The 20,425-nt window shown below is 39.5% G+C and carries 19 protein-coding genes; 16 read left to right on the top strand and 3 right to left on the bottom strand.

Going from position 1 to position 20,425, the window contains the following annotated elements:
* Positions 1-59 precede the first annotated feature (59 nt).
* Together F0Q01_RS07400 and F0Q01_RS07395 are read right to left on the bottom strand one after the other, a co-directional pair.
* Positions 60-983 carry an AAA family ATPase gene (locus F0Q01_RS07400; RefSeq protein ID WP_090487863.1) on the bottom strand — a complete coding sequence of 308 codons (924 nt, stop codon included), beginning with the start codon at positions 981-983 and terminating at the stop codon, positions 60-62.
* A gap of 70 nt (positions 984-1,053) precedes the next feature.
* Positions 1,054-1,785, bottom strand: a complete 732-nt coding sequence (locus F0Q01_RS07395; protein ID WP_090487861.1) for a lysophospholipid acyltransferase family protein — start codon at positions 1,783-1,785, stop codon at positions 1,054-1,056.
* A 206-nt stretch (positions 1,786-1,991) separates the two neighbouring features.
* Between F0Q01_RS07395 and F0Q01_RS07390 the strand changes: the two genes are divergently transcribed.
* The 13 genes from F0Q01_RS07390 (at position 1,992) to F0Q01_RS07330 (ending at position 15,604) form a co-directional block, all read left to right on the top strand.
* On the top strand, positions 1,992-2,231 hold the full coding sequence (locus tag F0Q01_RS07390; protein WP_090155587.1) for a Veg family protein: 240 nt from the start codon (positions 1,992-1,994) through the stop codon (positions 2,229-2,231).
* 551 nt (positions 2,232-2,782) lie between these two features.
* Entirely contained in the window at positions 2,783-3,886 is a 1,104-nt protein-coding gene (locus tag F0Q01_RS07385; protein ID WP_090487859.1) for a coiled-coil domain-containing protein, read from the top strand.
* Positions 3,883-4,599, top strand: a complete 717-nt coding sequence (locus F0Q01_RS07380) for a hypothetical protein (protein ID WP_090487858.1) — start codon at positions 3,883-3,885, stop codon at positions 4,597-4,599. The genes F0Q01_RS07385 and F0Q01_RS07380 overlap by 4 nt, the downstream gene beginning before the upstream one ends.
* Before the next feature lie 13 nt (positions 4,600-4,612).
* On the top strand, positions 4,613-5,485 hold the full coding sequence (locus F0Q01_RS07375) for a methionyl aminopeptidase (RefSeq protein WP_090153957.1): 873 nt from the start codon (positions 4,613-4,615) through the stop codon (positions 5,483-5,485).
* Complete coding sequence (locus F0Q01_RS07370; RefSeq protein ID WP_090153955.1) at positions 5,485-6,180, top strand: pseudouridine synthase; 696 nt, start codon at positions 5,485-5,487, stop codon at positions 6,178-6,180. Before F0Q01_RS07375 ends, F0Q01_RS07370 begins: the two co-directional genes overlap by 1 nt.
* Before the next feature lie 120 nt (positions 6,181-6,300).
* The gene (locus F0Q01_RS07365; RefSeq protein WP_090153953.1) at positions 6,301-7,482 is read left to right on the top strand and encodes an ABC transporter substrate-binding protein; all 1,182 of its coding nucleotides are present in this window, start codon (positions 6,301-6,303) and stop codon (positions 7,480-7,482) included.
* A 244-nt stretch (positions 7,483-7,726) separates the two neighbouring features.
* Entirely contained in the window at positions 7,727-8,608 is an 882-nt protein-coding gene (locus F0Q01_RS07360; RefSeq protein ID WP_090487856.1) for a branched-chain amino acid ABC transporter permease, read from the top strand.
* Between the two features lie 9 nt (positions 8,609-8,617).
* The gene (locus F0Q01_RS07355) at positions 8,618-9,694 is read left to right on the top strand and encodes a branched-chain amino acid ABC transporter permease (protein ID WP_177209278.1); all 1,077 of its coding nucleotides are present in this window, start codon (positions 8,618-8,620) and stop codon (positions 9,692-9,694) included.
* A complete protein-coding gene (locus F0Q01_RS07350; RefSeq protein ID WP_090153947.1) occupies positions 9,694-10,452 on the top strand; it encodes an ABC transporter ATP-binding protein in 759 nt (252 codons plus the stop codon). The genes F0Q01_RS07355 and F0Q01_RS07350 overlap by 1 nt, the downstream gene beginning before the upstream one ends.
* A 19-nt stretch (positions 10,453-10,471) precedes the next feature.
* Complete coding sequence (locus tag F0Q01_RS07345; protein ID WP_090153944.1) at positions 10,472-11,176, top strand: ABC transporter ATP-binding protein; 705 nt, start codon at positions 10,472-10,474, stop codon at positions 11,174-11,176.
* 91 nt (positions 11,177-11,267) lie between these two features.
* Positions 11,268-11,891, top strand: a complete 624-nt coding sequence (locus tag F0Q01_RS07340) for an AAA family ATPase (RefSeq protein ID WP_090487850.1) — start codon at positions 11,268-11,270, stop codon at positions 11,889-11,891.
* 192 nt (positions 11,892-12,083) lie between these two features.
* On the top strand, positions 12,084-13,133 hold the full coding sequence (locus F0Q01_RS07335) for a P-loop NTPase fold protein (protein WP_163927182.1): 1,050 nt from the start codon (positions 12,084-12,086) through the stop codon (positions 13,131-13,133).
* Positions 13,130-15,604, top strand: coding sequence for an endonuclease MutS2 (locus tag F0Q01_RS07330; RefSeq protein ID WP_090487846.1), 2,475 nt, complete (start codon positions 13,130-13,132; stop codon positions 15,602-15,604). Before F0Q01_RS07335 ends, F0Q01_RS07330 begins: the two co-directional genes overlap by 4 nt.
* 133 nt (positions 15,605-15,737) lie before the next feature.
* Here F0Q01_RS07330 and F0Q01_RS07325 read toward each other — a convergent pair whose 3' ends face one another.
* Positions 15,738-18,014, bottom strand: a complete 2,277-nt coding sequence (locus F0Q01_RS07325; protein ID WP_090487845.1) for a cyclic nucleotide-binding domain-containing protein — start codon at positions 18,012-18,014, stop codon at positions 15,738-15,740.
* Between the two features lie 268 nt (positions 18,015-18,282).
* Between F0Q01_RS07325 and F0Q01_RS07320 the strand changes: the two genes are divergently transcribed.
* From F0Q01_RS07320 to F0Q01_RS07310, 3 genes are read left to right on the top strand one after another with little or no spacing between them, the layout of a single operon-like run.
* Positions 18,283-18,621, top strand: a complete 339-nt coding sequence (locus F0Q01_RS07320) for a PadR family transcriptional regulator (RefSeq protein ID WP_090487843.1) — start codon at positions 18,283-18,285, stop codon at positions 18,619-18,621.
* Positions 18,622-18,630: 9 nt separating this feature from the next.
* Complete coding sequence (locus F0Q01_RS07315) at positions 18,631-19,599, top strand: permease prefix domain 1-containing protein (RefSeq protein WP_090487842.1); 969 nt, start codon at positions 18,631-18,633, stop codon at positions 19,597-19,599.
* Between the two features lie 2 nt (positions 19,600-19,601).
* Positions 19,602-20,321, top strand: a complete 720-nt coding sequence (locus F0Q01_RS07310; protein WP_090487840.1) for a DUF4097 family beta strand repeat-containing protein — start codon at positions 19,602-19,604, stop codon at positions 20,319-20,321.
* Positions 20,322-20,425 lie beyond the last annotated feature (104 nt).

Raw genomic sequence — 20,425 nt, 5'->3', positions numbered from 1 at the left:
AATGCTTAATATGAGAAGCAATATATAAATGGCAAAGTTTTTGAAATGAATGGATATTTTCATGAGACTTTTACCCTATGTAGTATCTGCTGTACGAGGAATTCTTTGGTGGTTTTAGAAAGCTTGGCCTCGGTGGTAAGCATAATTCTGTGAGGTAGGGTATAGGAGGCAGCCTCGGCAATATCCTCTGGAATACAGTAGTCTCTCTCGGAAATATAGGCCAGGGCCTGGGCGAATCTGAGCATAGAAAGAAGTCCTCGAGGAGAGGCTCCGCAAGAAATCTCAGGTGTGTTTCTTGTCTCTTCCACGATTTTCACCCCGTAACGGCGTAAATCTTCGTGAATGGTGACAGAATTCACTTCTTTTCGCATAGCTATAATATCTGTCCCTGAAAGAACAGAAGAAGTTTTTTCATGTAAAGTGCCATCAAGGAAACGAGTGGCCATTTCTTCTGAAGCCTTGGCATCAGGATAGCCTACACTTAGCTTTATCATGAAGCGGTCCATTTGGGATTCTGGAATAGGATACGTGCCCGCCATCTCAGTAGGATTTTGTGTGGCGATTACCATAAAAGGCTCTGGGACAGAACGCTTTTTGCCATCAATAGTAACAGTGTGCTCCTCCATTACCTCTAGAAGTGCGGCTTGAGTTTTAGGTGAAGTTCTGTTTAACTCGTCGGCTAGAAGGATGTTATTCATGACAGGACCATCGATTACTTTGAAATCGCCGGTTTTTTGATCGTACATGGAAAAACCAGTAATATCCGATGGAGTTGTATCAGGTGTGCATTGAATTCTTGAAAAAGAAAGGTCGATAGAATCCGATAGGGCTTTTACGATAGATGTTTTGCCAACTCCAGGAACATCCTCTAGAAGTACGTGGCCGTCGGCTAAAAGGCAAGCAATGATTTTGTCTAGAACAGGGCCCTTGCCTACAATGCGCTGCTCTATGTTAGATTTTAGCTTTTGAATATTCTCCCCCATTATATATTCCCCTTATTATTAGAATTTTAGTGTATTAAAAAAGAGCGCTTTAATTAAGCGCTCTTTAGAACTACAAGAGTTTGGCATCTGCCTCAAGCTGTGTAGCTATCAAACTGCGTACATAAGCTCCTGGACGTTTTTTGTTCTCTCCTTCCAATGTGGCACAGTCAACTGGTGGAAGGAATGTGATAATGACTTTTGCTTTTTTAATACGAGGAGTGTGTGTCTCCAGGACATTTCTAGTATTTGTGAAGCATACTGGAACAACAGGTGCCCCTGTTCTGACAGCAATTTTAAGAGATGCCTCATGGAACTCGGCCATCTCTCCGGTCTTAGAACGTGTACCCTCAGGAAATACAAACATATTGATGCCTGCCTTGATATATTCCTGAGCTTTGATAATAAGCTTTAAATCTGTGCGAGGATCAGTTCTTGTAAGGAAAAGGCAGTAGTTCATGTACATCCAAACATTTAAAAGTGGTATCTTTTCAAAAGTCTTTTTTGAAAGAAAGCCTGTAACTGCTGGACAAATATGATAGCCAAGAATTACGTCGAAGAAACTCTGATGGTTTCCAACGAAAAGAACTGATTTATCCTTTGGAATGTTTTCGTATCCGTTAACTGTATAATCAACACCGGAAATAAATGCGATAACGCCGAAAGCCCAGGCAACGCACTTATAGCCAATGACGTCCTTAGCTTTTTTGCTGAACAATCCGACTATGAACAAAATTACCCAAATAGGAATACTTATGATTAAGAAAAGTGTTACGAATGTAATTGCAAGAATGGTTCTTAGCATTGTGACCTCCAAAATTAGTTTATGGTTACATTATAAAATAGAGGACAAAATTTAGCAATTGTGGGCTTTGAGGCGGATTAATTATAATAATTATTCAAAAAAATGAATATAAATTTTGACAAAATAACCAAAAAGTGATACAATATCGCAAACCACATAAGAATGCTGATTAAAGTATTCAAATGCTAGAAAAGGGGGAGGACATCATGGAACGCGAAGACTTCGACAAGGTGCGAGAATCAGTCAGAGCGCAATGCGGTAGTAGAGTTGTTATTCAGTTAGACAAGGGTCGTAACAAAGTTGACATTCAGCAAGGTGTTATTCAAGAGGCTTACCCAAGTGTATTTACTATATTAGTTGACGACACTGAGACATGTCCATCACAGTTACTTTCCTTTAGCTATACAGACATCATTACTAAAGAAATTCGCATGAAACTTTGCTAGAGTTTGATTACTAGTTACAATTAAATAATGAAGAATTGAGCCGTTGATTTAATCAGCGGCTCTTTTTAGTTGATGGATTATAGAATGTTACTATTCACAGTGACTCCCCCAACATTCATAATGGAAGTCTTTCAGACTTCTTTCTCAGTGCTAAAGCACTTAACATTATTCATGTAGGGGGAGTCACTGATTCCAGTTTATAAATATTTAAAGATTATTCTCTTACATGCAAGCATGACGAGAATTAATCTATAAGATTTAAGTACTATTGTAAGTTACTATTCACAGTTACTCCCCCAACATTCATAATGGAAGTCTTTCAGACTTCTTTCTCAGTGCTAACGCACTTAACATTATTCATGTAGGGGGAGTCACTGATTCCAGTTTATAAATATTTAATGATAATTTTCTTACAAGCAAGCTTGACGAAAATTGAACATTAAATATTTATAACTGTGAATAGTAACTTGAAAAGCCACACTACAACTTGTATCATAATATAGAGAGAGTATGAGAATTTGCACTAGATATAGAAGGATAGATATAGTGTTATGAAATACAAGAAAATAGCTAAAATAGCATGTTGCTTTGGATTAATAGCATGCATTATTGCATCAGATTCTACAATCTCTTTTGCTACACGAACTGTGTCAGAGATTGAGGCAGAGCAGGCAGCATTACAGGATGAGATAGATGCAATAGATTCGGATATTTATGCAGTAGTTAGTCAGATAGCCGAGATTCAGGCAGAGATAGATGACACAGAGGCAGAGATTGCTGAGACAGAAGAGGCTTTGCAGTCGGCTCAGGCAGCCCGTGATGAGCAGTATGAGGCCATGAAGCTTCGTATAAAATATATGTATGAGACTCCAGACCCTAGTGTATTTGAGATGCTTATGGAGTCAGGTAGTATCAGTCAGTTTCTTAACAGACTTGACTATGCCAACAGCGTACATGAATACGACGATGAAAAGCTCAATCAGTTTATTGCTACAATAGCTGAGATTGAGGAACTTGCAGATGCTCTAGATATCCAAAAAAAGGAACTTGAATCAGCAAAGTCAGAACTGGCCGCTCAGGAGACTGAGCTTGAGGCTGTTGCTGATGCAAAGCGTGGAGAGATGGATGATCTTGATGCTGAGTTAAAAGAGGCCAAGGAAATTGCAGCTCGTGAGGCGGCTCTTAGAGCTGCTCGTGAGGCAGCGGCACGTGCTCAGAATCAAGGCACTGCAACAGCAAGTGTTTCAGCTGGTTATTCTGGCTACAATGTTAATGGAGATTTAAACCCGGGTTACAGAACAGGTGTTAGTGGTGGAAGCGTTGTTTCTTTCGCTAATCAATATGTAGGCTGTCCTTACGTATGGGGTGGTAATTCCCTCGGCGGTGGATGTGACTGCTCTGGTTTTGTACAGGGTGTTCTTGCCAACTTTGGTATTACTTATGGCGGCCGTATGACTTCTGGTACCTTTAGAAATGTTGGACAGGAAGTTAGCTACAATTACATGCAGCCGGGTGATATTGTATGTTATCCAGGTCATGTAGCTATTTATCAGGGCGGAGGCACAATTGTTGAGGCCCAGAGTACAGCCACTGGTATTACCAATTACCGTTCAGTTAACTGTCACTCAATCATTACAATTAGAAGAGTACTATGACAAAACAAAAGCTGATTAAATCAATAGTCTTATTAGTATGCGTAGCTGTAGTTGGCTACGTATTACTTAACGTAAATTTTAACAGGGACAAGCTTGATTATAATGAGCATTTATCTGATGTAGCAGTTACAATCGACGGAGAAGAGGTCACTTATCAGGATTTGGCATTTTACATTCTCTTTGAGGAGAGAAAGGTGGAGGAGCAGGCTAAAATTTATAATCCAGATTCTCCAAAGGATTACTGGAACCTCCATACTAATGACACTTTCATTCAAGAAGAGGCTAAAAATGTTGTGATGGAGATGGCTATTCACGATCATCTTTTTTATCAGCTTGCAGTAGAGGATGGTATGGATACTCTTTCAGCAGATGAGGAGAGGGATTTAGAATTTGCCATTACTGATTTCTGGGAAGACCTATATGAACAGCAGCTGGATAAATTGCCATGCGACCAGGATACTATCAATGAGCAGATTAGACTTGCCGCTGTGGCAGAGAAGTTCCAAAACTATCTTGCCGTTAACAAGGGACCTAGCCAGGCTGCATACAAATATGACGGCTACTATTATGAGCAGATTAGAAGCCAACATTCCATTAAAATAAACAACAAGCTCTGGAATAGATTTGTTCTTGGGGATGTTACACTGACACATACTCATTTAAATTACATTAATGGTTTAAATAATGAGAACAAGAAAAAGGAAGAAGATTAGAAAGGCAATAACAATGAGTAAATTAAATAGAAACGACCCTTGCTGGTGTGGAAGTGGTCGCAAGTATAAGCAGTGCCATGAGGCCTTCGATAGAAAAATCGAAAGCTTTGCGGTAAAGGGACACAAAGTTCCATCTCACGATTTGATTAAGACACCAGAACAGATTGAGAAGATTAGACAGTCAGCAGTAATTAATATGGCATGCCTTGATGCTGTAGCTGAGGCAATTCACGAGGGCATGGCAACATCTGAAATCGATAAAATTGTCTATGAGACAACTACTAAAATGGGAGGTATCCCTGCACCACTTAATTACGAGGGCTTCCCATACAGCGTATGTACATCAGTAAATGACCAGGTTTGTCACGGTTATCCTTCTGATGATGTTATCCTTAAAAGTGGTGACATAGTAAATGTAGATTGCTCCACAATTTTAGATGGATATTTTTCAGATTCATCTAGAATGTTCATGATAGGCGATGTTGACCCAGAGACAAGAAAGCTTGTTGAGGTTACAAAGGAGTGCTGCGATTTAGGACTTGAGCAGGTTAAGCCTTGGGGATTCCTAGGGGATGTTGGAGCAGCTATCTGCAAGCACGCTCACGCCAATGGTTATCAGGTGGTTAGAGAAATCGGTGGCCACGGAGTAGGACTTGAGTTCCACGAGGAGCCATGGGTTGGCTATAATACACTTCCTGGTACAGAGATGTTACTAGTTCCAGGTTTTATGTTTACAATTGAGCCTATGATTAACATGGGTACACAGAAAATAAAAACAGACCCTAACAATGGCTGGGAAGTTTCCACACTTGATGGCAAGCCATCAGCTCAGTGGGAATATCAGGTACTTGTTACAGAGACAGGATATGAGGTAATTTCATATTGATGCGATTAGACAAGCTTTTGGTAGAATTAAATATCGGAACAAGATCTGAGGTTAAGGCTCTTCTGAAGAAGGGCCTTATTTTTGTAGATGGTCAAAAAGCTACAAAGCCAGAGACCAAGGTAGATGAAAATGCAGTGGTGATTTCTTATCAGGGAAAGGAATACACCTATCAGAAGTTTTCTTATTATGTAATGAATAAGCCAAAGGGACTGATAACAGCCACAGAAGATGCCCATGATAGGACAGTTATGGATTTGTTCTATGAAAAATGTCCTGATGCTCCAAAGGGATTAGCACCTGTAGGAAGACTTGATAAGGATACTACCGGTCTTCTTTTGATTACAAATGATGGCAAGCTGGCACATGAGCTACTATCGCCTAAGAAGCACGTGGATAAGACATATTTTGTGACGTTAGATGGGCAGCTTTCTGCTGAGGATATTGCAGCTCTTGAGGCTGGGGTACGAATCGGCGAGGGAGACCTTACGGCGCCTGCTACAGTCAAGTATGAGGGCGGCAATACCTGCTATATTACAATCCATGAAGGTAAGTTCCATCAGGTAAAGAGAATGTTCTTTGCAGTAGGCAGGGAAGTCCTTGAACTGAAACGCACATCTTTTGGACAACTTACCCTAGATGAGGAAGATTTACCAATAGGGCACATTAACAAACTAAAGTGTGAAAGTTTTTATTGACGATTTAACAAACAAGTTTTATCATAGTCTAATCGAGGGGTTTTAGAATTTAAAGCGATAAAGCGAAAAAGTGAAAATCTGATTGGGGAATGGGATTTTCAAGTACAGGAGGAAATAGACATGAAGAAGTTTCTTAGTCTCGCGCTTAGCGCATCAATGGCGACTGCTTTACTCGTAGGCTGTGGTAATAGCGGTAATTCTACAGGATCAGATAATGTAGATACTTCAGGAGAGCTTGTTTGGAAGATTGGTGGCATCGGCCCTGTAACAGGTGGTGCTGCTCAGTATGGACAGGGAGTTGAGAATGCAATTCAGCTTGCTGTTGATGAGATAAATGCAGAGGGTGGTATCAACGGATACCAGATAGCTTTTAATTTCCAGGATGATGAGGCAGATGCTCAGAAGGCTGTTAATGCTTACAACACACTTAAGGATTGGGGCATGCAGATTCTCGAGGGTACAGTTACATCAGGTGCCTGCGCAGCTGTTTCAGCAGAGACAAACAATGACAGAATTTTCCAGCTTACACCATCAGCTTCATCTACTAGTGTAACAGAGGGAAATGACAATACATTCCAGATCTGCTTCTCAGATCCTAACCAGGGTACTGTTTCAGCAGACTACATTGCAGACAACAATCTTGGAACTAAAATCGGTGTAATCTATGATAGCTCTGATCCATATTCTTCAGGTGTATATCAGAACTTCGCATTAGAGGCACAGGCAAAGGGTCTTGAGATTGTAGCTACAGAGTCATTTACACAGGATAACAAGACAGACTTTACTACACAGCTTAATAAGTGTAAGAGTGCAGGCGCAGACCTTTTATTCCTTCCATTCTACTATCAGGAAGGTTCAGTAGTACTTACACAGGCTGACCAGATTGGTTACGACCCAGTAATGTTCGGTGTAGATGGTTTCGACGGATTACTTGGTGTTGAGAACTTCGATGTTAGCCTTGCAGAGGGTGTATATCTTCTTACACCATTCGCAGCAGATGCAACAGATGATGCAACAAAGTCATTCGTATCAAGCTACGAGGAGAAGTTTGGTGGCACACCTAACCAGTTCGCAGCAGATGCTTACGATGGAGTATACATCTTAAAGGAAGCTATCGAGGCAGCAGGCCTTACACCAGATGCTTCTAACGAAGAAATCTGTGATGCACTTATTGCACAGATCCAGCAGGTTAACTACAACGGACTTACAGGTGAGAATATGACATGGAATGATGCCGGCGAAGTATCAAAGGCACCAAAGGCTGTCATCATCAAAGATGGCGGTTATGTATCAGCAGAATAACCAAGTAGGTCGGTTACGTTCACAAATATAATTATTCCGTTACGCTCTCAAGCCTAAGATATTGCTTCCGTTCACTACATGTGAACTGCAGCAACACTTAGAGCTTGATAGCTACGAAAAATTATTTTGTGAACTACCGACTGAATATTATACTGTATCAAAGGCGATGCAGGCTGATGACTACGAAATAGACGTAGCATGGCTTTGCATCGTATTTAATTTTTTTTGAAAGGAAGTTTAGGTTATGGGATTTTTAACCTATTTGATTAACGGCTTAAGCTTAGGAAGTGTATACGCGATTATTGCCTTGGGATATACCATGGTTTATGGTATTGCTAAGATGCTTAACTTTGCCCATGGTGATGTAATCATGATTGGAGCTTATTTGGTATTCATGACAATGACAGGTTCTGGAATGCCAGTAGTGGTCTCAATAGTGATTTCAATCATTTGCTGTACAGCTCTTGGAATGCTTATAGAAAAGGTGGCATACAAGCCACTTAGAAAGGCAACAAACCTAGCGGTACTGATTACAGCAATCGGCGTCAGCTACTTCTTGCAGAATATGGCGCTGTTGATTTTTGGCTCTAATCCTATTTCGTTTACTTCAGTAATCACATGGCAGGGTATTACACTTGCAGGCGGACAGCTTAAAATCACAGGTGTTACTATCATTACTATTATTACATGTTTAATTATCATGGTAGCTTTGATGTGGTTTGTTAAGAATACAAAGCCAGGTCAGGCTATGAGAGCTGTATCAGAGGATAGAGATGCAGCCACACTTATGGGAATCAATGTAAACGGAACTATTTCCCTTACATTTGCAATTGGTTCAGGACTTGCAGCCATTGCTGGTGCATTGCTTTGCAGTTCTTATCCAGTTCTTACACCATACACAGGCTCTATGCCAGGTATCAAGGCATTTACCGCTGCGGTATTTGGAGGAATTGGTTCTATTCCAGGAGCATTGATTGGTGGACTTTTACTTGGTATTATTGAAAATCTTGCAAAGGCATACATCTCAAGTCAGCTTGCTGATGCTATCGTATTTGCAGTACTTATTATAGTGTTGCTTGTTAAACCTACAGGAATTCTTGGCAAGCAAACAAAAGAGAAAGTGTAGGTGGCAGCTATGAAAAATCTTAATAAATCTACACAAAAATTACTTACAACAATCGGTATAATCATTGTTTTATATTTAGTGGTAACAATCATGGAAGCCACAGGCAATCTTAGCTCTCTTATGGGAGGACTTATGGTTCCTGTATGTGCCTTCTCACTTGTTGCAGTAGGACTTAATCTCTGTGTTGGATATCTTGGAGAATTATCACTTGGACATGCAGGATTTATGTGCGTTGGTGCATTTACATCAGCATTTTTCTCAAAGGTATTTATGAACACTATTCCAGATGTACCACGTTTTATCTTGGCATTTATCATTGGAACAGCTATGGCAGCATTGTTTGGATTCCTTATTGCTATTCCAGTTCTTAGACTTAGTGGAGATTACCTTGCAATCGTAACTCTTGCATTTGGCGAGATTATTAAAAATGTAATCAACACTCTTTACGTAGGAATTGATGGAAATGGAATTCATCTTTCAATCAAGGATATGCTTTCACTTGGCATGGAGCCAGGGGGACAGGTAATTGTAAATGGTGCTCAGGGCGTCACAGGTACCCCTCGCCAGTCTACATTCCTTATCTCTGTGATACTCCTTATTGTTGTCTTGATTCTCACATACAACTTTGTACATTCAAGAACAGGACGTGCAGTGCAGGCTATCCGAGACAATCAGATTGCAGCTGAGACAGTTGGACTTCCAATTACAAAATATAAGCTGATAGCATTTACATTATCAGCAGCAATTGCAGGACTTGGTGGTGTGCTTTTTGCTCACAACATCAGCTCACTTCAGGCAACAACCAATACTTTTGGTTACAACATGTCTATCATGATTTTGGTATATGTTGTACTTGGCGGTATCGGTAATTTCCGAGGCTCTGTCATTGCAACAGCAGTTCTCTATTTGCTCCCAGAGCTTCTGAGAGGAATGCAGAATTATCGTATGCTCATTTATTCTGTAGTACTTATTGTACTTATGTTATTTAACTGGGCACCAGGTATTTTAAAATGGCGTGAAAAGCATGGGTTTACAGCAGCTGCTGTTACTCAGAAATTTGGCAAAAAGAAAAAGGAGGTGCAGTAATGAGTTTACTTGAAGTATCATCTCTTGGCATTTCCTTTGGTGGACTTAGAGCAGTTGATGAATTTAATCTTAATATTGAAAAGGGCGAGCTTTACGGTTTGATTGGACCAAATGGTGCAGGTAAGACTACCGTTTTCAATATGCTTACAGGTATTTATAAGCCTACAGATGGCAAGATTTTCCTTGATGGCAAGGACATTACAGGAAAGAAGACAGCTGACATTAACAAGGCAGGTATTGCTAGAACATTCCAGAATATTAGACTTTTTGGAGACCAGTCAGTTCTTGATAATGTAAAGATTGGACTTCATAATTCTTTTGAATATGGCACAGGTACAGGTATACTCAGACTTCCAAAGTATTTTTCTGTAGAAAAGGAAATGGATAAAAAGGCGCTTGAGATTTTATCTGTATTTGGTCTTGATAAGGAGGCTGATGTTTTAGCTTCAAATCTTCCATATGGTAAGCAGCGTCAGCTTGAGATTGCAAGAGCTCTTGCAACCAATCCTTCACTTCTTCTTTTGGATGAGCCAGCTGCTGGTATGAATCCAAATGAGACCAAGGATTTGATGAACACAATAGCTCTTATTAGAAAAGAATTTGGTGTAACCATTCTTTTGATTGAGCATGATATGAAGCTTGTATCTGGAATTTGTGAGAAGCTTACAGTGCTCAATTTTGGACGTGTACTTTCACAGGGAGAGACATCAACAGTACTTAATGATCCAGAGGTTATTAAGGCTTATCTTGGAGAATAATAAAACAGAGGATTTAGAAATGTTAAAGGTTGAGAATTTAGTTGTAAACTATGGAGTTATACAAGCTCTCAAAGGAATCAGCTTTGAGGTAAATGAAGGTGAGGTTATTGCTCTTATAGGCGCCAATGGTGCAGGTAAGACAACAACACTTCAGACTATTTCTGGTATGCTTTCTCCTAACTCAGGTAAAGTACTTTTAAATGACGTTGATATTACAACAATTCCAGGTCATAAAATAGTGTCTATGGGTATGGCTCATGTGCCTGAAGGACGTAGAGTTTTCCCTGGATTAACAGTGCTTGAAAACTTGAAAATGGGAGCTTATACTAGAAGTAACAAGACAGAAATAGCTAAGACATTAGAGCAGGTTTACGAGAGTTTTCCACGACTTAAGGAGAGACAGAATCAGCTGGCTGGTACACTTTCAGGTGGAGAGCAGCAGATGCTTGCAATGGGTCGTGCCCTTATGAGCAATCCTAAAATCGTACTTATGGATGAGCCATCAATGGGACTTTCACCTATCTATGTGGATGAGATTTTTAAAATCATACAGTCTATTTCTGACGCAGGCACCACAGTACTTTTGGTAGAGCAGAATGCTAAAAAGGCTCTTGCTATTGCAGATAGAGCATATGTACTTGAGACAGGTAATGTTGTTCTTTCTGGAGATGCTAAAGACCTACTTAATGATGACTCTATCAAAAAGGCATACTTGGGCGAGTAGAATATGCAGTTCTATATAGGGATATCTTAGAGGCAATTAGATTGTTACTAAGACTATTGTTATAGGATTGCAAATAATAAGGGGGGCTAGTATGGAGGAGAAGAAGCTAGTTATTTCTATTGCGCGTAGTTACGGTTCTGGTGGTTTAACCCTTGCTAAGAAGCTGTCGAAGGAATTGGGGATTCCGGTATACGACAGAGAGATTCTGCGAATGGCCTCGGACCAGAGTGGAATCAATGAAGAGCTGTTTGGCCAGGTGGATGAAACAGTACGTAAGATTTTCCTTTCAACTAAAGGCAAGTACAAAGGAATGCCACTTACACCTGAGTACGCAGCATTTACTTCCGATGACAATCTGTTTGAGCTTCAGGCAGATGTTATCAAGCGAATTGCCAACACGCAGAGTTGTATCTTTGTAGGACGATGCGCTGATTATATTCTTAGGGATAGACCTTATGTGCTTTCACTTTTCTTCTATGCTTCTGAAGAAGATTGCTTAGCTAGACTTCGTAAGCAGGTAAGTGGAACAGACGAGGAGCTTTTAAAGAGGATGCATGCCATCGATAAGCATCGTGCTGATTACTACAAGTATTACACTGGCCGAGATTGGAACGATGCCAGAAATTATGACTTCTGCCTCGATACCGGGGTGATGGACTATGATAAACTCATAGAAGTCGTGAAGTCTTATATTGAGATAAAAAATAGAGAATAACTATTTATATTTTATTATGTTTTCAAGCCATAATTCGTTGCTTTATTGACTTAGTTGATAAAGGAGGAATTATGGCTTTTTAATTGAAATAATAATTATATTCGATATAATAGTTTTATAGAAGATTATATATAATTATATAAGATTATAGATAATTATATAGATTTATATATGAAAGGCAGATGTTATAGTATGAATAAAAGAAGCCCTTATAGTATTAGCTTTGGGAGAATCCCAAGCCAATATATTAGTAGAAGTTTGATGATAGAAGACATTATTGACATTTTAAATAGCGAACCGGTTGAGGAGCAGGCATTTAAACTGACAGGTATCAGAGGGACAGGAAAAACTGTAACTTTGACAGCTATAGAAAGAGAGCTCAAGGAAGATGATAAATGGATAATTGTAGATTTAAAATCTAATTCGGATATTTCAAAGGAGTTAGTAGCAAATCTATATGGCGAGGTGCCATTTTTAACATCTTTTATAGATGCTAATCTGAATTTATCAGCCTTTGGAATTGGAGTTAATATCGAGAAGAAAAGTCCAGTTATAAGCATGGATGTAATATTAAAAAACATTCTTAATGAGGTTCAGAAGAAAAATAAAAAGGTGCTGGTAGTTATAGATGAAGCCAGAAAAACCGACGAATTGGTTGATTTTATACAGGAGTTTCAGATTTTAATTAGGAATGAATTACCTATATACCTAATTACTGCTGGCTTGTATGAGGATATTGAAAGTATAGAGAATGCGGAAGGACTTACATTCTTTCTTCGAGCTACAAAATATGAAATGAAGCCTTTGAATCTCATTGTAATTGAAGATGATTACGAGAAAACCCTTGGGGTAAGTGAAGATATTGCTAAGGAATTAGCAAATCAAACTAAAGGATATGCATTTGCTTATCAGGCTTTTGGAAAATATATGTGGGAATCTGGTGAAAAAGAGATTTCAAAATCTGTATATGCTTTAGTTGATGAAGCCCTTGCAGTAAAAGTTTATGATAAAATTTGGAGTGAACTTCGGGATAAAGAAAAGTGGTATCTGAATTTTATTGTAAAAAAAGAAAGTATGGCAGCTACAGAGTTACTTGAATTAACTAAGACAAACCATAGTGAATGGAGTGAACCACGTAAGCGCTTAATAGAAAAAGGTATTTTAGATGGATCAGAGCGAGGTGTAGTAAAAGTAAGATTGCCAAGATTTAAAGAATACGTGGAGGCTAGACAAAAACAATGAATTTAAAAGTTTTAAAAACACTTGAATATGACAAGATAATAGCACGATTAGCTGAGAAAGCTACCTGTGAGGCAGGAAGACTCAGATGTCAGCAGCTACTTCCTATAAATGATATAGAGGAAATTAAGGTGATGCAGCAGGAGACTGCCTGTGCCCTTAATAGACTTATAAAGGTGGGAGATGTAAGTGCTAGCGGTACAACAGACTTGCGCCCATCACTTGCGAGACTTGAGCTGGGCTCTTCTCTTACAATCGAGGAGATATTAGCTGTTGCCAATGTGCTAGAGGTAACAAAGCGTGTGGCAGCTTACGGCAAGCAGTTAGAAGAGGAGGATGCTCTTAGCTTCTACTTTAATGGACTTTCACCAGAAGTAGCTATATTAAATGAAATACGTAGATGCATCATAGATGAAGAGACAATTGCAGATGATGCCAGCACTGCCCTTTATGACATTAGAAAGGGTATGCAGCGCACAAATGACAAGATAAAGAGCGTAATGAACTCTTTGCTTAATAATTCAACAACAAGAGGATATCTTCAGGAGCCAGTTGTCACTATGCGTCAGGGAAGATATTGTCTTCCAGTGCGTTCTGATTACAAATCAAGAGTTCCTGGTATGGTTCACGACCAGTCTTCAACAGGCTCTACTTTCTTTATTGAGCCTATGCAGGCAGTTGATTTGAACAATGAAATGAGAGAGCTTCAGGTTAGAGAGCAGGATGAGATAGAAAGAATCTTAGCAAATCTATCAAACAGGATTGCAGATGCTTCAGAGGGAATAATTCGTAACTTTGAGCTTCTTACTGAAATAGACTTTAACCTTGCTAAGGGACGTTATGCTGTTGAGCTAAATGCATGCAGTCCAGAGTTTAACGAGGATGGAATCATTAACTTACGTGGCGCACGCCATCCACTTTTGGACCCAAAGAAAGTAGTGACAACAGATATAAAGCTTGGAGACGAGTATAACTTGCTATTGGTAACAGGTCCAAATACTGGTGGTAAGACAGTCTCACTTAAAACATGTGGATTACTTACACTTATGGCGCAGGCAGGTCTTCATATTCCAGTTAAGGACAGAAGCCAGGTAGCAGTATTTGACGATGTATACGCAGACATAGGTGATGAGCAGTCAATCGAGCAGTCACTGTCAACATTCTCGTCTCATATGGTTAACATTGTCCACATTTTAGAGGCTATTAATGGTGGAAGCTACTCTCACGAAACAGAAGAATTAATAGCCAAGAATAAAAAGGACTTTAAGCATTCAAAGGTACTTTACGGTTCAAAGACTGAGGTGAAGGTTCCTCAGTTCCTTATTCTAATAGATGAGTTATGTGCTGGTACAGATCCTAAAGAAGGCGCGGCACTTGCACAGTCAATACTGGATAGACTGCACACACTTGATGTACGCACAATGGCTACCACTCACTACAGTGAATTAAAAGTATATGCGCTCTCAACTGAGGGGGTAGAGAATGCTTCATGTGAGTTTTCTCTTGAAACTTTAAGCCCAACTTACAGACTTATCATCGGTGTACCAGGAAAATCCAATGCTTTTGCTATTTCCACAAAACTTGGAATTCCTTGTGAGTTAATTAATGATGCAAAGAGTAGATTGTCTGAAAATGATAAATCATTCGAAGATTTGATGGTAGATTTAGAGCAGAAACGTCACGAGGTGGAAGAAAATGCAAGAAAAGCTGCATCAGATTTAGCTGCTGCAGAGCAAAAATTGGCGGATGCAACTGCTCGTGAAGAGAAAATCAAATCTCAAAGAGAAGAACTTATTAGACAAGCTCACGAAGATGCGGCGGCAATTTTGCAAGAGGCAAAAGATATTGCTGACGAGACAATTCGTGACTTCAACAAATTTGGAAAAGGCTCTGGAAACATCTCTGCTATGGAGGCAAAGAGAGCTGCTCTTGGCAAAAATATCAACAAGAATAAGAGCAAGGCCAAGGAAGAAAAGAAAGTGGAAGAAAACCACAATGTACCTACCAATCTTCATGTTGGAGACAAGGTAAAAGTACTTTCTATGAATCTCACGGGACAAGTCTGCACAGCACCTAATGCTAAGGGGGATGTAACTGTCCAGATGGGTATCATGAAGTCCACTGTCAACATCAAAGATTTAGTTCTAATAGAAGAGGAAGATAAATTTGTGCCAAAGAAGGGCACTAGAGTCAAGAACATGACCTACGGAGGATTCAACAAGTCTGCATCTATTTCGCCAGAGATTAATCTCCTTGGATGCACTGTGGATGAGGGCATTGCCAAGCTAGAAAAATACCTAGACGACGCCTACATCAGCCACCTTACCTCTGTTAGGGTAGTACACGGTAAAGGAACCGGAGCACTTCGTGCAGGTGTCCACCAATACCTGAAGCGCTGCAAAAACGTAGCCGACTTCCACCTTGGCGAATTCGGAGAAGGCGACGCAGGCGTAACAATCGTCACATTTAAATAAAAAACTTCTGGTTACGTTTACGAGCCTTAGATGTCACTCCGCTCAGCATGAAAAGCTTCGCTTGAGTAACACTAAGAGCTCGTTAACTACCAGAAGTTTTTTTATTTAACGATTGTTACGCGCGGTTGGACATCTACATACGTAAATAGTCGATGCCTTGGCGTACTTCGTCAGGGACTTCGCCACCGTTCTTTTCCACCTTGTCGATGATGGTTTTCAGGTGGTTGACTGCCTGTGCAGTCTTGATTTCATGACGAGAAAGAACCTGTTCGAACATTGGGTGGCTGGATACCTTGGACCTGTAAGCTTTTGAGAAGGTGCAATATTTGTTGAGAATATTGCGCTCGGACTTGTTCAGGCGGATACTTCCCTTGGCTTCGAAGTTGATCCAAATTGTGTATTGTTTAGTGAAGGCTTCACGCATATTGTTGCGGGAAGACTTAAGCAATATTTTGACCTTTTCCTTGTTCTCAGCAGAAAGTTCTTTGTTCTTGCGATAGAAGGTAAAGTAATCGTAGAAATCTGATGTGAGGCAATCGCTGGCAATATCATTCCATCTAGGACCCTGCTCCTTACGGCAAATCTCCCAACGGAAAGCACCGCAGCAGTAAATCATCAGCTTGTCTAGGTCATCAAATGTAAACAGTGGGAATACAAAACGACCTGGGCTGTCTACTTTGATACCGCCGCATTCCTGCCACATCATTGCACGCATACCACAGTTTGGAAGAAGAATGATATCTGGCTCTACGCGCTTAAGGTAGGCCTCACTCTTTACATTTGCATCCATGTCAGTGAAATAGCCTTCTCGTAAAAAGATACCGTAGTCTACTTCCTCGATTTTGCTGAGAGCTTCCTGAAGTTTTGCGCTAGTCAAAAGCATTCGCATTGGCTCTGCACCGAAGTCCTCCTTTGTAAGAACAGGACAGAATGCAGTCATTTTTCCTGATGTAGTTCTGTTTGATGATACAAAGAAGTTGTTGATCTCAAATTTTACTTTTTGCTCCTGGTCATTCATCCATGTAGGCATGTCAGCCTCAGAGATGTTGCCCATTTTTCTCTCTTCAAGAACGAAGCCTCTGTAGTCAAGGTCTAATTCATTCTTGCTAGGTTCGCGCTCTCCTGCGTATACAGCTCTAAGCCAGCTGTATATTGTAAAGCAATGCTCGCTCATGCAGAGAGTATCAAGTCTTTCAACTAGGTCGGCAAGCTCATTGGTAAGCTCTTCGCCAACAGCTCCGTAGTCTATGTAACCAAAGTTAAGGAACATCAAAATAATAGTATCTAACTCGCCACCATAGGCTTCAAACTCAAGAGCTCTGAAGAAGGTCTTAAGGTAGATTTCATAGAATAAATCTGTAGCTTTCTTTCTGGTACGACGCTCATTGTCCTCCTTGCCCTCACGGTCGCTAAGCGCAAGATAAGCATCAAGTTGAGCGCGATATTCTTCAACTTTTTCTTCTTCAATTTCAGCAAACTCACAGATGTGTTCAAAGGTCTGAGTGAACTCAGCCTGTTTTTGCATCTTAGCTTCATCAAAGGCTGCGGCACTTGCAGCAAAGTCGTGGCTGTCATATTCAGCCCATCTCTCTTTGAGCAGTGTCTTGTCGTAGAGTCCACATGAGGATAGATATTTATAAAGCATTTTCATGAGCTTTATAATGTCATCCTGAGCAGCTCCACGCTCTGCGGCGTATATTCTAAGGTTGAAAATAAGCTCAAACATATCGCCCCTATCTGCAGAAAGAAGAATAGGAGTGAACTCATCCAAATAAAAGCCCATAGTTTCTGCGCATTCAATAGCGCGCTTCATGTAACCACAGCTGATGCCAATGACACCATTGACAATTTCTGTGCGCTTACCATATATATTTTCAATTTCTTTATTGTCTACTGAATTTAAACTGTCGATGTAGTCGTGTTCCCATTTTAAAATTTCACCATTTAGTTCAAGAGGCTCCATTTCCTCAAGCATAGGAATCTCGCCAGCTGGTGCACCAATGGCACGGCACTGCTTGCGATATTCTGAATTAATACCTCTGCAGTAGTCGGTGAAATCATCCACTTTTTTCTTGTAGTCATCATATATTTTAAAAACGTCGCGACACTGTCTGAATGAGCCCTTGGCAAATCCAAAGATATAAACAGGCTGCTCCTTAAAAATGGTGTCAAAATCAGACATGTGCTTGTATGAACACTTAATGATAGTGGAATCCTCGGCAGCAGTATAGTCAGCCTCGTATGAAATATTGAGCGCATCTGAAAGACCAGCAACAGTTCCAGGTCCTAAAGCAAGCTTTTGACCACGCCATTGCTGAACAATTTTTCCCTTAAGAACAACATACATGCTGTCTACTGGATCGCCTTCATTTATTAATTTTTTGCCTTTTTCGATAGTAATAGGTTCCAATTTTTCTCCTTAATACATAGTACCCTTATTATAGATAATTTAATTATAAAAATGTCTGAAAATTATGTCAATTAAATGCCGTGTTTTCACGGAAAATTTGATTTTTGGGGAGATAAAAAATCGGTGTAAAAAAAATTTTTACAGAAAAGATGTTGACATACTTTGTCAGTCGTAGTATATTTACTTCATCAGATAAAGTACTACGTCAGTCGTAGCACGGCAGATGAAGTACGAGGAAGTGAGTATTTAATTAAATAGGAGGGAGCACATGAGTGAGATTAGTAGTGATGTAATTCGCGGCTACAACGACACCATGATTCTTAGTATCCTGATTAAGGAACCTTCTTATGGTTATGAGATTTCAAAGCAGATTAAGAAAATATCTGAAGAGAAATACATCATAAAGGAGACAACACTTTATTCAGCTTTCACAAGAATGGAAAAGAATGGATATATAGAATCATTTGTAGCTGATCCGGATCCAGAGGGAAATGGAAAGAAGCGTACCTATTATCGCGTTACAGAGGCTGGCAAGGAATATTATCAATCAAAATGCGAGGAATGGGAATTAACAAAAGAAGTTGTGGGACGTTTTATAGATAGTTAGGAGAAAAATATGGAAACAATAAAAAGTTATTTGGAAGCAATGTTTGCTAACATGCCAAACACTCCAGAAGTAAAAAAGGCAAAAGATGAGCTTTTGACAATGATGGAAGATAAATACAATGAAATGATTGCAGATGGTGTTAATGAAAATACCGCTGTAGGTACAGTCATTTCAGAGTTTGGTAATCTCGATGAATTGGCAGAGGATTTGGGACTTGAAAAAGAGGTTGAGGAAGTTCACGAGAGAGAGCAGGAGATTCCTAGACGCTTCGTATCAATGGAAGAGGTCAATGATTTTATTGCATCTAGAAAAAGGAGCGGCTTATTTGTAGGAATTGGAACCCTTCTTTGCATCATAAGCGTTACATCTCCAATTTTGTGTGATACAGCTTTCTATTCAAAGTTCTCAGATAAATATGGAGTTCTTGGAATGTTTATGTGCATTGCAGTAGCTGTAGCATTTTTTGTATTCAATGGCATTACAGGAAAGGATTGGGATTTTCTTAAGAAGCAGCCTTGTCAGATTGATATGGCAACAGCCAATATGGTTAGGGAAAAGAGAAAGGATTTCAAGATAACAAGAGCATGGATGCATACATTGGGCATTCTACTATGTGCTTTTTGTTGGTTGCCATGTGCAATTATAGATAACGACGTTTGTCCAGTACTCTTATTCTTTTCAGTAGGTATCGGAGTTCTTCTTATAGTGTATAGCTCACATGTGTATGGTGCTTATGAGACAATTTTAAGTCTCAATGACCAAAATACTATCAGTGGTAGATATGGCAGAGAAGAGGATGTTGAGTATGTAAATGACAGAGCAAAGGTAATTATGGAAGTATACTGGAGCACAGTAACATGCATTTATTTGATTATCAGCTTCCTTACATTCCGCTGGGAGAGCACATGGATTATATGGCCGGTAGCAGTCATAATCAATAAGATTTTGCGACTTACACTTACTAAGGAGGAAGATTAATAATGGAAAGAAAGAAAAAGAAAATATATCTGGTAACTTTGTGGATAATTACCTTAGCAGTTATTGTAGGTGCTTGCTTCTATAGATTTTCTTTTGGTCCAAAGGGAGAATTAGCGGTAGCAGATTTTGAGAAACAGGATGTAACAAAAGTTAATCTAGATATGGATATTGGAGATGTTGAAATAAAATATGGTCCTACTTTCCAGGTTGAATATTATTATCCTAAAAAGTTTGCACCAAAGGTAGAATTAAACAACGGAGTTCTTACTATTCAGCAATCCCAGAGAAACTGGAATTTCAATGGTAATTTCTTTGGTCAGAATGAAAAGAACTATGAAATGACAATTACTATTCCAAAAGGTTCTGATCTTTCAGATTTAGATATTGATTTAGATTTAGGCGATATAGAACTTGAAGGGCTAGTGGCAGATACACTTACAATAAACAATGAATTAGGAGACGTTAATATTAACAATTGTCAGGGAAAAAAGGTAGATATAACAGCAAAACTTGGAAATGTTAATTTTACAAATAGCGTTTATCCTACAGTGATTGTTAATGCAGATTTAGGAGATGTTAATCTTGATGGAGATTTTGATTCTATTGATGCACACGTGGATTTAGGTGATCTGGATATTAGCACTGATAAACCTACAGATGATGTTAAAATTAAAGCCGCATGTGAACTTGGCGAAATTGAAGTTAACGGCGAAGACTGGTAATTACCCCCCCCTTAAGTAGATATAAATCTACTTAAGGGGTTTTTATATTTTTGATTGCAGTCTTACGTTGATAATCCTCTGTCTATTTCGTATAATTAAGAAGA

Source organism: Pseudobutyrivibrio xylanivorans, assembly GCF_010906925.1.
In the GTDB taxonomy this organism is placed as follows: Bacteria; Bacillota; Clostridia; order Lachnospirales; family Lachnospiraceae; genus Pseudobutyrivibrio.
This window is presented reverse-complemented; position numbering and strand designations above follow the sequence as displayed.